This window comes from Ketogulonicigenium robustum (assembly GCF_002117445.1).
In the GTDB taxonomy this organism is placed as follows: Bacteria; Pseudomonadota; Alphaproteobacteria; order Rhodobacterales; family Rhodobacteraceae; genus Ketogulonicigenium; species Ketogulonicigenium robustum.
In genome coordinates, this window is the sequence record NZ_CP019937.1 from 1,107,063 (window position 1) to 1,122,239 (window position 15,177).

A 15,177-nucleotide genomic window follows, 5' to 3' on the forward strand; every position below is an offset into this window, starting at 1 on the left:
GAACAATAGTATGAACGATATTCTTGATAAAACCGCCCGCGAGACTGTTGCAGCTTTCGCGGCCAAACAGCTGTCGCCCGTCGAGTACATGCAGGCCCTGATCGCGCGGGTGGAGGCGAGCGAGCCGCAGGTCGGCGCGCTTTATGCCTTCCGCCCCGAACAGGCGCTGCAAGACGCCAAAGCCGCCGAAAGCCGCTATATGGCGGGTGCGCCGATGGGGCGGCTGGACGGGATGCCGGTTTCGGTCAAAGAACTGATCGCAACCAAGGGCGACCCCATCCCCCAAGGCACCGCCGCCGTCGATCTGGTGCCCGCGACCGCCGATGCGCCGACCGCCGCGCGCCTGCGCGAAGATGGCGCGATTATCTTCGCCAAAACCACATGCCCAGATTACGGGATGCTATCCTCGGGACTGTCGACCTTCCACCAGCTCAGCCGCAATCCGTGGAAGCTGAGCGAAAACCCCGGCGGCTCGTCCGCGGGGGCCGCATCGGCAGGCGCGGCTGGCTACGGGCCGCTGCATATCGGCACGGATATTGGCGGTTCGGTGCGCTTGCCCGCCGGCTGGACGGGGCTGTTCGGGTTCAAACCCTCGCTGGGGCGGATGCCGATCGACCCCTATTATACGGGGCGCTGCGCGGGGCCGATGACGCCCACCGTCGATGATGCGGCTTTCGTTATGCCCACCGTCACACGCCCCGATTGGCGCGACGCCACATCCTTGCCCTACGAGGCGCTGGACTGGGATGTGCCCGCCGCCAATGTGAAAGGGATGAAAATCGGCCTCATGCTGGACGCGGGCTGCGGCCTTGATGCCGACCCCGAGGTGAAAGCCGCCGTCCAGCGCGCGGCAGACACCTTCGCGGCGCAAGGCGCCGAAATCATCCCAGTCGCGCCCGTGCTGACACGCGAAATGCTCGATGGGCTGGACGTGGGCTGGCGTGCCCGTTTCTGGGGTATCATGCAGGGCCTCAGCCCCGAAAAGCGCGACAAGATTCTGCCCTATATTCTGGAATGGGCCAGCAGCGCTGTAAACTACTCGCCCATTGAGGTCGCGCGCGGGTTCGACCAGACTTTTGGCATGCGCCGCACCTGCGCCGCAGTGTTCCAACAGGTCGACGTGATCTTGTCGCCGGTCAACCCAAGCGTCAGCTACCCCGCCGATTGGGCCTCACCGACGAACGATCCGATGCGCCCGTTTGAACACATCGCCTTCACCATGCCGTGGAATATGGGCGAGCAACCTGCCGCGTCCATCAACTGCGGGTTCTCGGCGTCTGGCATGCCTATCGGGCTGCAAATCGTCGCGCCGCGCTTTGCCGATCTGACTGTGATCGCCGTCGCCAAGGCTTACGAGGACTGGCGCGGACCGATCAACAACTGGCCCCGTTATGACGCATGACATCCTGACCCGCGCTGCTGCCTTGGCAGATGAACTGACGCTGGATCAGCAAATCGACCTGATGACCGGCGCCGATTGGTGGAACCTCGTTTCCTTCCAGTCGCCGGCCATCGGTGCGCTGGGGGTGACCGATGGCCCCAGCGGGGCGCGCGGGGCAGGTGGGGTGATGGGCGGCACCAAAACGGCCGCGTTTCCGGTCGGCATCGCCATCGGTGCCAGCTGGTCGCCCGCGCTGGCTGAACGCCTCGGCGCCGCGCTGGCGGACGAGGCGCTGGACAAGGGCGCAGCCGTGCTGCTGGGCCCGACCATTAACCTGCATCGCGGCCCGCTGAACGGGCGAAACTTCGAATGCCTGTCCGAAGACCCGATCCTGACGGCGACGCTGGCAACTGGCATCGTCAAGGGGTTGCAGTCAAAAGGTGTCGGCGCGACCCTCAAGCATTTCATCGCGAACGAAAGTGAAATCCGCCGCACGACCAATTCATCCGACGTGGACGAGCGGACGCTGCGCGAGCTGTACATGATACCGTTTGAACGCGCCGTCAAAGATGCGGACGCTTGGGCGGTGATGTCGTCGTATAACCGGGTGAACGGCACCTATGTTGCCGACAGTCACTGGGCGCTGACGCAAGTTCTGCGCGAGGATTGGGGCTTCACCGGCACGACCATGTCCGACTGGTTCGGCCTGCGCAGCACCGCTGCTGGCGCCACATCCGGCCTTGATCTGGAAATGCCCGGCCCCACGCGCTGGCGTGGCGACAAGCTGCGCGCAGCCGTGGCCGAGGGCACAGTCGACCCCGCGCACATACGCGCCGCTGCCGAAAACATCCTGCGGCTGATCCTGCGCACAGGCGCCATCGACAACACCGCCGAGCGGGTCGAGCGCGCGCACGAGCGTCTCGAAACTCGCGCCCTGATCCGCGCCGCAGGCGCCGAATCTGCGGTTCTGCTGCAAAACAACGGCGCGTTGCCCTTGCCGGAAAACGTGAAAATCGCGCTGATCGGCCCCAACGCCAAGGTCGCCCGCGTCATGGGGGGCGGCTCGGCGCAGGTGAACGCGCATCGCCGCGTCTCGATTTGGGACGGGATGGCCGATGCGATCGGCGAAGACCAACTGACATTTGCCCAAGGCTGCTCCAACCACCGTTTCGAACCCGTTCTGAAGGGCGAATTCACCCGTACATGGTTCGATAGCGAAGACCTGTCCGGCAACCCTGTTTTCACGGATAGCGACGACAAAATCGCCTGTTTCCTGGAATACATGCCCGTCGGCATCGACAAGCTGCACCATTCCATCCGCATCAGCGGCACGTTCACGCCCGACGTGTCAGGCGATTACCGCTTCGGCATGCACTGCACAGGCCGTGGCCGCCTGCTGGTGAACGGCACCGTCGTCGCAGAAGCGTGGAACAGCTGGACGCGCGGCAGCACCCTGTTCGAGGAAGGCTGCGACCCCATCGTCGCCGCCTTGCCCCTAACCGCAGGCACGCCGGTCGAGGTGACATTCGAATTCGCCACCAAGCCCACGTTCGATTTGCATTTCCACGCCTATCATGTCGGCGTCGGCCCCGTGCTGGCCGAAGATGCCCTACGCGCGGCGGCCGATGTAGCCGCCAACGCCGATATCGCGATCCTCTGCCTTGGCCGATCCGAGGAATGGGATACCGAAGGATGGGACTTGCCCGATATGACCCTGCCGGGCGGACAAGATGCGCTGGTCGCGGCTGTAGCGGGCAGGGCAAAGAAAACCATCGTCGTGTTGCAAACCGGCGGGCCGGTCGAAATGCCGTGGCGCGATAGCGTCGATGCCATTGTGCAAGCGTGGTACCCGGGGCAAGAGGCGGGCTTTGCCATCACCGACGTGCTGACAGGCACTGCCTATCCATCCGGTCGCTTGCCGCAAAGCTTCCCCGTCACCTTGCGCGACACCCCCACCGCTGGCGCGAACGACCCCGCGATCTACCCCGGCGTCGATGGCCACGTCCGCTATGGCGAGGGGTTGCTGATCGGCTATCGCTATCACGAAGCCCACGCGCTTGCGCCCGCATTCCCGTTCGGCTTTGGCCTTGGCTACACCCAGTTCCGCATCGGAACGCCGCTGCATGACATCTGCCCAGATGGCACGGGGACGGTGCAAGTACAGGTAGAAAATACCGGCGCGCGGGCAGGGGCCGAGGTTGTCCAGCTGTATATCGCGCCGCTTGATGCGCCTGTGTCGCGCCCGCCATCGGAACTGAAGGGCTTTGCCAAGCTGCATCTGGCCGCAGGGGCGGTGGAGGCCGCTAAAATCGCCCTCACACCGCGCGATTTCGCCTATTTCGACACCGACCGCCAGCTCTGGCACGTCGCCGCTGGCGATTACGAGGTTCGCATCGGCACATCCGCCGCCGACATCCTGCATCGCTTCACCGTAACGCTTGACGCGCAGGATATTACCCTGCGCGCCTAGAATATTGCCTTGTCGCGCTGGACGATGGTCGACAGAAAATTGGCCACCAGCGCGACACGGCGCAAGTTGCGCAGATCCTCGTGCACGACGGTCCAATAGCTGCGCGTTACGATGTGTTCGGGCAAAACCGCCACCAAACCGGCATCATCGCGCGCCATAAAGCGGTGCAGAACGCCGATGCCAGCGCCCGCGCGCACCGCCTCGGTCTGGCCCATCGCGGATGAAATGGCCAAAGTCGTCCGCCAGTTTTTCAAGAACGCCGCCGTATAATCCAGCGAGCTGGTGTAGATCAGATCATCCACATAGCCCACCAGCGGGTGCGCCAGCAGGTCGTCCGGCGTTGCGGGCAGGCCGTGGCGCGCCACATAGCTGCGCGCGGCATAGAGGCCCAGCCGATAATCCGTCAGTTTGCGCGCGATCAGGCGGCCCTCGCGCGGACGCTCTAGCGTGACGGCGATGTCCGCCTCGCGCCGCGACAGTGAAAAGGCGCGAGGAACGGGCACCAGCTCGATCCGCAAGCCGGGGTGCTGGGCCAGCAAGTCGCCCAAGCGCGGTGCCAGATAGGCAACACCAAACCCGTCGGGCGCGCCAACGCGTACCGTCCCCTCGACATCGCCGCCGACAGCGGCTGTCGCCGCCAAAGTCGCGCTTTCCATCGCCTCGGCGTGGCGCAAAAACGCCTCACCCTCGGCTGTTAGCGCGCTGCCGTTCGTGCGGCGCTGAAACAGCGTATTGCCAAGCGCCCGTTCCAACGCCCCCAAACGGCGCGCGACTGTGGCATGGTTCAGCCCCAGCGCCTTGGCCGCGCCCAGCATCTGGCCATGCCGCGCCACGGCCAGAAATATCCGCGCATCATCCCAGTTCATTATGTCTATTTTTGCACAACAGCATGCCTACATTATAGCATTGCTGTGCGCGTTTCATAGCGCAATACTGCTAGAAACAAGGAGGATCCCATGCGCACCATCGGGCATTTTATCGACGGCGTCGAAACCACGGGCGATAGCACCGTTTTTCAAGACGTTTTCAACCCCGCAACCGGCGAAGTGCAGGCCCGCGTCGCGCTGGCCACGCCCGCCGATCTGGCCGCTGCCGTCGCATCGGCTGCCGCCGCACAGCCCAAATGGGCCGCGACCAACCCGCAGCGCCGCGCCCGCGTATTCTTCCGCTATGTCGCACTGATCAACCAGCACATGGACGAACTGGCCGAGCTGTTGTCGCTGGAACACGGCAAAACGGTTGAGGATTCCAAAGGCGACATCCAGCGCGGGCTGGAAGTGGCCGAATTTGTCGCGGGCGCGCCTCATCTCCTCAAGGGCGAATTCACCGATGGCGCGGGCCCAGGGATTGACATGTATTCCATGCGCCAACCTGTCGGCATCGGGGCAGGGATCACGCCCTTCAATTTCCCCGCGATGATCCCACTGTGGATGCTATCGCCCGCAATCGCCGCGGGCAACGCCTTCATCCTGAAACCGTCCGAGCGTGACCCGTCGGTTCCCGTCCGTCTGGCCGAACTTGCGATCGAAGCTGGCCTGCCCAAAGGCATCCTCAACGTCATCCAAGGCGGGAAAGAGGTTGTCGACGGTATTCTGGACAACCCGCAGATCGGCGCGGTCAGCTTCGTCGGCTCGACCCCTATTGCCCGCTACGTCTATGGTCGCGCCGCGGCCGAGGGCAAGCGCGTGCAAGCCTTTGGCGGCGCCAAAAACCACATGGTCATCCTGCCCGACGCCGATATGGACAAAGCCGCCGATGCGCTGATGGGCGCTGGCTTCGGCTCGGCGGGCGAGCGGTGCATGGCCGTTTCGGTCGCCGTTCCCGTGGGCGAGGGGACAGCCGACCGCATTGTCGCCGCGCTGAAGCCGCGTATCGATAAACTGAAGGTCGGCCCCGCTACCGATGCTGCCTCCGAAATGGGGCCGGTTATCACCAAGGCCAGCCAAGACAAGATCAAGGATTTAATCACCAGCGGCGTCGATCAGGGCGCAGAATTGGTCGTCGATGGGCGCGATTTCAGCCTGCAAGGCTATGAAAACGGCTATTTCGTCGGCCCGACGCTGTTCGATCGCGTCACCCCCGCGATGGACATTTATAAAGAGGAAATCTTCGGCCCCGTCCTCAGCGTCGTGCGCGCCACGACCTATGACGACGCGCTGCAACTGGTGATCGACAATCCCTACGGCAACGGCACCGCGATCTTCACCCGTGACGGCGATGCCGCGCGTGATTTCGCCGCGCGTGTAAACGTTGGCATGGTCGGTGTGAACGTGCCGGTGCCCGTGCCGCTGGCCTATCACAGCTTTGGCGGCTGGAAGGCCAGCGCCTTTGGCGACCTAAACCAACACGGCACCGACGCGATCAAGTTCTGGACACGCACCAAGACTGTGACGGCCCGCTGGCCCAGCGGCATCAAAGACGGTGCCGAGTTCCAGATGCCGACGATGAAATAATAAAAGGCGGGGATAATCCCCGCCTTTTCATTTTATTGCAGCGCGTAGTTTTTGTATCGCATCAAATGATGTGCCGCGCCGCGCAGGGCTGTCAAAACCCAGATCCAGCACCTTGCCCGTCGGCGCGGGCAAGGCTTGCCCGCCCGAGGCATGCACTTCTGTGAACCCCAGCGCCAGTAGCGCGCCGACATTATCCGCCGTCACACCACTGCCCGGCATGATCGAGATCCGCCCCCTTGCTGCGGCCTGTATCGCCGCCAGCGCACCCAGCCCTGCCGCTGCGCTGCGCGTGCCGCCCGAGGTTAGAATCCGTTCAAACCCCAGCGCCACAGCGACATCGATTGCTTCGTCAAAGTCCGGCACCAAATCAAAAGCGCGGTGCAGCGTCAGCCCCATGCCCGCAGCGCGGGCGACCAAACGCGCCAAAACAGCGCGATCCAAACGCCCGTCAGGCAGGCTTGCGCCCAACACAACACCGGCCAAGCCAGCGTCACGGGCCGCATCGATGTCAGCCTCCATCACTGCCACGTCCTGCGCGTCGAAGACAAAATCACCCGCACGCGGACGGATCATCGCGTAAGTCGGGCAGGTCAGCTGCGCGGCCGCATGCATCAGCCCCGCCGTGGGCGTCAAGCCACCCACCGACAGCGCGGCGCACAGCTCGATCCGGTCGGCACCGGCAGCGGCAGCAACAGCAAGCCCCGCGGGGTCATCGACACATATTTCCAGCAGCGCCATGATGTCAGCCCGTCACGGCCAAATGCTGCACCGCTAGCACCGATACCCCAATCAGCCCCGCGTCGCTGCGGTGCTGCGCTTGCACCACAACTGGCGCGGCAAAGCGGTTCAGCGTGCCCTGCCGCACGACGTCGTCCAGTGCGGCCAGCAGCGTGGGGCGGTTGGCCAGCCCGCCGCCTACCGGCACGATCGATGCACCCAGCGCGTTCATCACGAACGCCAGCGGCCCGCCTAGCACCTGCGCCCAAACACCGACGGTGCGCGCGGCATCGGCATCACCCGCCTCCCATGCGTCGAGAATTTCAAAGCTAGTCAGTGCCTTGCCATGATAATGTTGATGTAATCTCTCAATACCGCGCGCGCTGCCGATGGGGTCGAGGCAACCATGCAACCCGCAACCGCAGTCAAATTGCGGCACAGCCGTGTCAACGCCGTCGACCTTGACGACCTGCGGAAGGATCGGCCCATGGCCCCATTCGCCTGCGATACCGTGCAGGCCTTGCAGTAGCTTGCCATCAATCACCAAGCCGCCGCCAACGCCGGTGCCCAAAATCGCCCCGAAGACAACCTTGTGGCCACGGCCAGCGCCAACGACGGCCTCGGCCAGTGCGAAACTATCGGCGTCATTGGCAATCAAAACAGGGCGTTGCAGCGCGGCTGATAGCTCGCCCGGCACATCATGACCCGCAAAACAGGGGATGTTCGCCGCGGCAATCTGCCCGCTGGCGGCATCATAAAGACCGGCCACCGAAATCGCCAACGGCAAGCCCGCTGCACCGCCTGCGGTCAACTGCGCCAGTGCTGCGACGAAATCGTCCCACACCGCCACAGGCGTTGGCACCTGCGCGTCAACGGCCACATCGCCCGCGGCAAAAATGCGCCCGAATTTGATAAAACTGCCACCGATATCGGCGCACCACGCGATAGGCGGGCGATCTTGTATGTCTGCGGTCATCTTGTCGTCCAAAGGGTTCATTGCGCTGCGCTACACCCCCGCATACGGCAGCGCCCGCTACCGGTGCAAGTGTCCGGTGGGTAGGGCGGTGGTATACTTGACCTGATCCAGCGCAAAACTTGACCGGATATTGGCAACCCCGGGGATCAAGGTAAAGCACTCGAGCATAAGTTCTTGATAGCGTATCAAATTTTCAACAACGACGCGCAGCATGAAATCTGCCTCGCCGGTCATTAAATAGCACTCCATCACCTCGGGGCGGCGGGCGATCGCGTCGGTAAAGACTTTAAGCGAGTCTTTATCTTGCTGCTTCAGCGTGACGTGCACGAAAACGTTGACGGCCAGCCCCAACGCCAAGGGATCCACCAGCGTCACGGCCTTGCGGATCACGCCACGCTCGCGCATGTCGGCCACGCGCCGCCAGCAGGGCGATGCGGAAAGGCCGACCTTCTCGGCCAGTTCGGCATTGCTCAGCTCGGAATTGTTCTGCAGGAGATCCAGTATCCGCAGACTGCCTTCGTCCAGAATACTGCGAGGGTCGGGCATAGTTAACCTCATAATTATCCATCTTGGGCACAATATACCTAAATCAATCGAAACATCGACAGTATTAGACCGCCTTTTTCCCCTGCGCCGCGCAATGATGCGCGAAAGAGAAGGCGAGACGATGAGCGACGCACAAAACATCCCCTTTACCCCCGCAAAACTGGCCGTACCCCGCGGCCTGCACACCGCGTTTTGGCTGGGACTGATGGTAGTGCTGTGGGGCCTCAGCTGGCCCGCAACCCAGATTGCACTGCACAGCGTGCCGCCACTGTGGCTGGCGGCCATTCGCTTTGGCAGTGCGGCGCTGTGCCTGTTCGGTTTCGTCGCGGTGCGGGGCGGGCTGCGATTCCCGCCGCGACAGGATTGGCCCATCGTCATCAGCATCGGCCTGCTGCAAATGACGGCTTTCACCGGCATGGGCATGATCGCCATGACAACAACCGAGACGAGCCACTCGGTCTTGCTGGCCTATACCACCCCGCTTTGGGCCGTGTTGATGGGCTGGCTGATGTATAAACAGGCCCCCACACGCGCGCAGTTTACCGCGCTGGCCGTCGGGTTGGCGGGCGTGCTCGTCATCATTTCCCCGTTCGAGATGGACTGGCGCGCCCCCGGCGTGCTGCGCGGGGCGCTGTTGCTGATTGGCGGGGCGATTTCGTGGTCGGTCGTCATCCTGCACGTCCGCCGCCACCGGTGGCAGGCGACACCCCTGCAACTGGCACCGTGGCAAATGACGCTGGCGACGATCCCACTGGCGACACTGGCTTTTGTGACGGAAGGCGCGCCGACATCAATCGCCATAACGCCGCAATTGCTGCAACTGCTGCTGTTTATCGGCCCCGTGGCGACGTCGGCCTGCTTTGTCATCTCGTCCGAATATGGCCGCCGCATCACGCCTTTCGCGATGGCGAACGTGACGCTAGGCGTGCCGATGATCGGCATTACAGCCTCGGTTCTGCTGCTCGGCAACCACCTGTCGCCGCTGTTCCTGCTGGGCTTGGCGCTGGTGATCGCGGGCATGGCGCTGTCGGCACGCGCCGCGCGCAAGGGGCGCTAACGGGCGACAATCATAGGCGTTCCACTCAGTCGAAGACCATACAGCCGATACCGAAAACCTGACACACCACATCCTCGGTGACCACTTGTTGGGGGGTGCAGGTTGTGATGATCGCGCCATCTTTCATTGCGATAATGTGGTCGCTATAGCGGCAGCTTGAATGATGTCGTGCAAAACGGCGACCAAGGTGCGCCCCTCGTGGCGGTTCAGGCGACAGCTCGATCTGGTGGGCGATGTCCAGAAATGTCGTCGGCTCGTCCAGCAGCAGCAGGGGCGTTTCTTGCGCCAAGGTCATCGCAATCCAGACGCGCTGCCGCTGTCCACCTGACAAGTGGCAGATCTCGCGCCCAGCCAGATCGCTGATGCCGGTCGCTTCCATCGCGCGGGTGCAGGCAGAATCGACAGCGGGCGACAAGGTCGCACACCGTCATCCCTTCAGGGGCGGTGGCGATTTGCGGCAGCAGGCCCAGCCGTTTCGCGACCTCTTTTTCCGGGTGCGTGTGAATCGCCTTGCCATCCAGATAGACCGCGTCACTTTTGGGCGGGCTCAGGCGCGCGAGCGAGCGTAGAAGCGTCGATTTCCCACACGCATTTGGCCCGATGATCACCGTAAATGCACCATCGGGAATATTGACATCCAAGCCGGACGACACCGTATTGCGGTAATACCCCTTCGTCAGGTTGCGGGCGTATAGCCGCATTTCGGGGGGTTTCATCGCCATCAGACCGTCGCCTCAGTTCCCGCGCCACGCACGCGCCAGAATAAACAAAAGACAAGCGCCGCCCCATTGCCCCTGTGATCAACCCCACAGGAATTTGAAACGGCGCCAGCAGCCGCTGCGCGACAAAATCGGCGGCCAGCAGTAACGCGGCCCCAATCGCTACGGTGCAACCCAGACGGAGCGGTGCAACCCAGATTGATACCCGCCGATCTCGCCAACCTTTGCGCCAACAGGGGGGCGGCCAAGGCGATGGAGTCAATCGGCCCGCCCGCAGAAATCGCCGCCGCCGCCAGGCAGATCGACACGCCGATCAACTGCAACGCCGCCCGCTGCGGGTTCAGCCCCAAACTGGCCGCGCTAACGCGCCCCAGTTCCAACAACTTCAACTTCGGCGCCCACAGCAGTGCCAGCGAGGCGCAAACTGCAAACCACCCGACCATTGGCAAAACTTGCGGCCAACTGACACCATTAAGGCTTCCATGCAGCCAAATCCGCGCGGCTTGGGCATCCTCCAGCGGGGCGCAGCTGATCAGATAAGCGTTGAAGCACCAGTGCCGCCCATACATCTGCCAACGCAATCGGGCGCGCGCCAACCGCAATGCTTAGCAACACCAACCAGACCAGCGCGACGCTCATGACCTCCAGCCCGATCATACGCCACAACGTGCGGGGCGGGCTGGCATTGAAGGCGATGCTGACATAGGATGTCGGGCCATTTGTTGACAAAGTTAGTATAGCTTGCTGGCCGATGTCTAGACCGGTGCTGAAATGTTCTCGATGCGTCAATCATGTCAGCTGAGGGGGGCAGGCTTCGTGATCAGCTCGTATGGCGGAATCGCAGAAGATGAGGATTTCCGCGCAAGCGTTTACAAAACAACAAGATTTGTCAGACCAAAAATCCAATGGCATTTATGTGGCCAACCAATGGTTGCCAAAATGGGCAAAGCCTACATTTCAAGTAAACGGCGCTGCAGGGGCACCAACAATATGCTCCTGTATCGGAACCATCAATAACGCATAATCAATATTATGTAATATATAAGAAAAAAGCCGCATGCAAACACATGCGGCTTTCCATTATGGCCAGATTAGCCTTGCAGGGTCTTGGCGACTTCTGCAGCGAAATCTTCTTCGACTTTCTCGATGCCTTCGCCAACGGCTACGCGAGCGTAACCGGTGATCTCGACGCCAGCGTCTTTGGCAGCTTGCTCAACAGTCAGGTCGGGGTTGATGACGAAAGCTTGGCCCAGCAGCGTGTTTTCTGCCAGGAACTTCTTCATGCGGCCCGGGATGATGTTGTTGTGGATGACTTGCTCGGGCTTGGGCTTGTCGGACGAGGAATTCTCTTCCAAAGCCTTTGCGGTTTGCACAGCCAGCTCGCGCTCGACCAGAACCGGATCAAGGGTGGCTTCCGACAGCGACAGCGGCGCGGTTGCAGCGATGTGCATTGCGAACTGCTTGCCGATTTCTTGTGCCTTGTCCTCGGGACCATTCAGCGCGACCAGCACGCCAATGCGGCCCAGGCCTTCGCCAGCGGCGTTGTGGACGTACGACACGATGGTCGAACCTTCCAGAACGTGCATGCGGCGCAGGTTCAGGTTTTCGCCGATACGGGCGATTGCGTCGGTCAGGGCTTCCTCAACGGTCTGGCCGTTCAGGTCAGCAGCCTTGACAACTTCAATGGTGTCGCCGGTTTCCAGCGCGATCTTGGTGATCTCGCGGGCCAGATTTTGGAAATCAACGTTCTTGCCGACGAAGTCGGTTTCCGAGTTGATCTCGACTGCAACGCCGCGGCCGCCCGAAACGGCAACGCCAACCAGACCTTCGGCCGCAACGCGGTCAGCCTTCTTGGCAGCCTTCGCAAGGCCCTTGGTGCGCAGCCAGTCGATAGCAGCTTCCATGTTGCCTTCGGTTTCGACAAGCGCCTTTTTGGCGTCCATCATGCCTGCGCCGGACAGTTCGCGCAGTTCTTTAACCATAGCAGCGGTGATCGACATGGTCATCTCCATCAAAGGGGTGTGTGGTGTTCGGGCAGGTTAGCACCCCTGCCCGACAGTTTCACGAAAGCCTTAAGCTTCTTCTGCAGCGGCAGCGGCAGCGGCTTCTTCAGCCAAAGCAGCTTCGGCCAGCTCTTCCATCGCGCCCAGGTCAACACCTGCAGCACCCAGTTGAGCGTCCATGCCGTCCAGAGCCGCACGGGCAACCAGATCGGTGTAAAGTGCAATCGCGCGGGCCGCGTCGTCGTTACCCGGGATCACATAATCGACGCCTTCGGGCGAGCAGTTGGTGTCGACAACGGCGACAACCGGAATGCCCAGCTTGTTGGCTTCTTTGATGGCCAGCGATTCTTTGTTCACGTCGATGATGAACAGCAGATCGGGAACGCCGCCCATTTCGCGGATACCACCCAGCGAGGCTTGCAGTTTAGCCTGCTCGCGCTCCAGACCCAGACGCTCTTTCTTGGTCAGGCCTTCGAAGCCACGATCCGAGTATTCGTCGATCTGCTTCAGGGCTTGGATGCGCTGGCTGATGGTCTGCCAGTTGGTCAGCGTGCCGCCCAACCAACGGTGGTTGATGTAGTATTGTGCCGACTTTTCAGCAGCATCGGCGATAGCCGATTGAGCCTGACGCTTGGTGCCGACGAACAGAACGCGGCCGCCACGTGCAACGGTGTCGCGCACGACTTGCAGGGCTTTGTCCAGCATCGGAACGGTCTGGGTCAGGTCCAGAATGTGGATCCCGTTGCGCGAACCATAGATGTATTCGCCCATGCGCGGGTTCCAGCGCGAGGTTTGGTGACCAAAGTGAACGCCTGCTTCCAGCAGCTGGCGAATGGTGAACTCGGGAAGAGCCATGTTCTTTCCTTTCCGGTTTATGGCCTTGGCGAAGGGTTCAGGGTCGCCCCCAACCGGTGGACCTTGCAGGATTTCTCCCCGCATAGACCCGCCTTCGCCTGTGAAGTGCCGCCCCTTTAGTCCATCGCCATCACGATGTCCATAGCCCCACTTGCGGTTTCATCACAGGCACGGCATCAGATAGCCATGGAAAAGACAGCAGACATCCTTTGCATCGGCGCCGTGCTTTGGGACATCATCGGGCGCAGCGCAAGTCACATGCGTCTGGGTGCGGATGTGCCCGGACGGATCACACGCCTGCCGGGCGGCGTGGCGATGAATATCGCTATGACACTGGCTCGTTTCGGCCTTAATCCGGCGGTGCTATGCGCCACCGGCCGCGACCCCGAAGGCGACAGCCTGTTGGCCGAGGCTGCGGCCTTTGGCATTATCACCCGCTATGCCTACCGGTCCGACGACCTGCCAACCGACCGCTACATGGCGATCGAGGGCGCGAATGGCCTGATCGCCGCCGTGGCCGATGCCCACTCGCTGGAGGCCGCCGGGGCCAAGATCCTGCGCCCGCTAGAAGATGGCCGTCTGGGCCGCGATACCGCGCCGTGGACGGGCCCCGTCGCCCTTGACGGGAACCTGACAGTCGACCTGCTGCACACCATCGCCCATTCGCCCCTGTTCAGGAACGCGGACCTTCGCGTCGCCCCCGCCAGCCCGGGCAAAGCTGAACGCTTGCTGGCGCTGATCGGCCACCCTCGCGTCACCCTCTATGTCAACCTTGAAGAGGCCGGGCTTTTGTGCCAATGCGAGTTCTCCGACAGTAGCTCGGCCGCTTTGGGGCTGATGCAACGCGGCGTTAGGCATGTTCTGGTGACAGACGGCGGGCGTGCAGCGGCGGACGGGTTTGACGGTGATGTTATCACCCATTGCCCGCCTTCGGTGCTAGTTACGCGCGTGACTGGTGCAGGTGATACATTCATGGCGGCGCATATCGTGTCCGAACGCGCCGGAATGGACAGGGCCAGCGCCCTTGCCCGTGCTTCGAAAGCCGCCGCTACATACGTTTCGGGAGATACACCCCTATGACGACACTTCCCATGGTTTTCGCCCCCGAGGTTGAAGCCGCCCGCGCCGCAGGCAAGCCCATCGTCGCGCTGGAATCCACCATCATCACCCACGGCATGCCGTTTCCGCAGAACGTGGAAACCGCCCGCCTGGTCGAGGCCGAGGTGCGCAGCCAAGGCGCAACCCCCGCAACCATCGCCATCTTGGGCGGCACGCTGCATATTGGCCTAACCGATGCCGAGCTGGACCAACTGGGCCAGATGAAAGACGTGATGAAGGTCAGCCGCGCCGACATGCCCGTCTGCATCGCCCAAGGGCGTAACGGTGCCACCACCGTCGCCGCCACGATGATCGCCGCGCATCTGGCCGGTATCAAAGTCTTCGCCACCGGCGGCGTCGGCGGCGTGCACCGCGGGGCCGAAACCAGCTTCGACATCTCGGCCGACCTGCCCGAGCTGGGCCAAACGCCCGTCACCGTCGTCTGCGCTGGCGCCAAGGCGATCCTCGATCTGCCCAAGACCTTCGAATATCTGGAAACCTTGGGTGTGCCGGTCATCGCTTACGGCCAAGACAACCTGCCCGCCTTCTGGTCGCGCGACAGCGGCATCAAAGCCCCCCTGCGCATGGATGACCCCGCCGACATCGCCAAAGCTGCCGCCATGCGCGCCGCCATGGGCCTGCCGGGCGGCCAGCTGATCGCCAACCCGATCCCGCTTGACGCCGAAATCACCGCCGACATCCTTGCCCCCCACATCGCCGCCGCATTGGCCGAGGTGGACAGCGGCAATGTCGCGGCCAAAGCCGTCACGCCCTTCCTTCTGCAGCGTTTGTTCGAACTGACAGACGGTGCATCGCTGACGGCAAACATCGCTTTGGTGCTGAATAACGCCCGCTTGGCTGCCCGAATCGCAGCCGCAATGGCCTGATAACAGCTTGATTCT

General features: G+C 62.5%; 13 protein-coding genes and 1 pseudogene. 6 read left to right on the forward strand and 8 right to left on the reverse strand.

The features are described from left to right. The first annotated feature begins 10 nt into the window (after nucleotides 1-10). On the forward strand, nucleotides 11-1,402 hold the full coding sequence (locus BVG79_RS05705) for an amidase (RefSeq protein WP_085786037.1): 1,392 nt from the start codon (nucleotides 11-13) through the stop codon (nucleotides 1,400-1,402). Beyond that, a complete protein-coding gene (locus tag BVG79_RS05710; protein ID WP_085786038.1) occupies nucleotides 1,392-3,851 on the forward strand; it encodes a beta-glucosidase in 2,460 nt (819 codons plus the stop codon). The genes BVG79_RS05705 and BVG79_RS05710 overlap by 11 nt, the downstream gene beginning before the upstream one ends. Here BVG79_RS05710 and BVG79_RS05715 read toward each other — a convergent pair. After that, complete coding sequence (locus tag BVG79_RS05715; protein ID WP_085786039.1) at nucleotides 3,848-4,717, reverse strand: LysR family transcriptional regulator; 870 nt, start codon at nucleotides 4,715-4,717, stop codon at nucleotides 3,848-3,850. The two genes, BVG79_RS05710 and BVG79_RS05715, sit on opposite strands and share 4 nt — an antisense overlap. Nucleotides 4,718-4,807: 90 nt before the next feature. Between BVG79_RS05715 and BVG79_RS05720 the strand changes: the two genes are divergently transcribed. Further along, nucleotides 4,808-6,304: a CoA-acylating methylmalonate-semialdehyde dehydrogenase gene (locus BVG79_RS05720; protein ID WP_085786040.1), complete on the forward strand. Its 1,497-nt coding sequence runs from the start codon at nucleotides 4,808-4,810 to the stop codon at nucleotides 6,302-6,304. Nucleotides 6,305-6,331: 27 nt separating this feature from the next. Here the strand turns inward: BVG79_RS05720 and BVG79_RS05725 are convergent, their stop codons facing one another. Genes BVG79_RS05725 through BVG79_RS05735 form a run of 3 tightly spaced genes read right to left on the reverse strand, consistent with a single transcriptional unit; the run spans nucleotide 6,332 to nucleotide 8,543 of the window. Beyond that, nucleotides 6,332-7,042 carry a copper homeostasis protein CutC gene (locus BVG79_RS05725; protein WP_085786041.1) on the reverse strand — a complete coding sequence of 237 codons (711 nt, stop codon included), beginning with the start codon at nucleotides 7,040-7,042 and terminating at the stop codon, nucleotides 6,332-6,334. Nucleotides 7,043-7,046: 4 nt separating this feature from the next. Beyond that, nucleotides 7,047-7,997, reverse strand: a complete 951-nt coding sequence (locus BVG79_RS05730) for an ROK family protein (RefSeq protein ID WP_085787273.1) — start codon at nucleotides 7,995-7,997, stop codon at nucleotides 7,047-7,049. 57 nt (nucleotides 7,998-8,054) lie between these two features. Further along, nucleotides 8,055-8,543 carry an Lrp/AsnC family transcriptional regulator gene (locus tag BVG79_RS05735; RefSeq protein ID WP_085786042.1) on the reverse strand — a complete coding sequence of 163 codons (489 nt, stop codon included), beginning with the start codon at nucleotides 8,541-8,543 and terminating at the stop codon, nucleotides 8,055-8,057. Between the two features lie 121 nt (nucleotides 8,544-8,664). On the opposite strand from BVG79_RS05735, the gene BVG79_RS05740 reads away from it, so the two are divergent. Next, complete coding sequence (locus BVG79_RS05740) at nucleotides 8,665-9,600, forward strand: DMT family transporter (protein ID WP_085787274.1); 936 nt, start codon at nucleotides 8,665-8,667, stop codon at nucleotides 9,598-9,600. 25 nt (nucleotides 9,601-9,625) lie between these two features. Here BVG79_RS05740 and BVG79_RS13895 read toward each other — a convergent pair. From BVG79_RS13895 to rpsB, 4 genes and pseudogenes are all read right to left on the reverse strand, one after another. Next, nucleotides 9,626-10,322: pseudogene (locus BVG79_RS13895) on the reverse strand (ABC transporter ATP-binding protein). After that, entirely contained in the window at nucleotides 10,322-10,888 is a 567-nt protein-coding gene (locus tag BVG79_RS13900; RefSeq protein ID WP_085786043.1) for an iron chelate uptake ABC transporter family permease subunit, read from the reverse strand. Before BVG79_RS13900 ends, BVG79_RS13895 begins: the two are co-directional and overlap by 1 nt. A 522-nt stretch (nucleotides 10,889-11,410) precedes the next feature. Beyond that, the gene (gene tsf / locus BVG79_RS05755) at nucleotides 11,411-12,319 is read right to left on the reverse strand and encodes a translation elongation factor Ts (protein WP_085787275.1); all 909 of its coding nucleotides are present in this window, start codon (nucleotides 12,317-12,319) and stop codon (nucleotides 11,411-11,413) included. 72 nt (nucleotides 12,320-12,391) lie between these two features. Beyond that, complete coding sequence (rpsB, locus tag BVG79_RS05760; RefSeq protein ID WP_085786044.1) at nucleotides 12,392-13,177, reverse strand: 30S ribosomal protein S2; 786 nt, start codon at nucleotides 13,175-13,177, stop codon at nucleotides 12,392-12,394. A 186-nt stretch (nucleotides 13,178-13,363) separates the two neighbouring features. Here rpsB and BVG79_RS05765 point away from each other — a divergent pair, with 186 nt between their 5' ends. Together BVG79_RS05765 and BVG79_RS05770 are read left to right on the forward strand one after the other, a co-directional pair. After that, the gene (locus tag BVG79_RS05765) at nucleotides 13,364-14,257 is read left to right on the forward strand and encodes a PfkB family carbohydrate kinase (protein ID WP_085786045.1); all 894 of its coding nucleotides are present in this window, start codon (nucleotides 13,364-13,366) and stop codon (nucleotides 14,255-14,257) included. Beyond that, nucleotides 14,254-15,162, forward strand: coding sequence for a pseudouridine-5'-phosphate glycosidase (locus tag BVG79_RS05770; RefSeq protein WP_198167898.1), 909 nt, complete (start codon nucleotides 14,254-14,256; stop codon nucleotides 15,160-15,162). The genes BVG79_RS05765 and BVG79_RS05770 overlap by 4 nt, the downstream gene beginning before the upstream one ends. Nucleotides 15,163-15,177 lie beyond the last annotated feature (15 nt).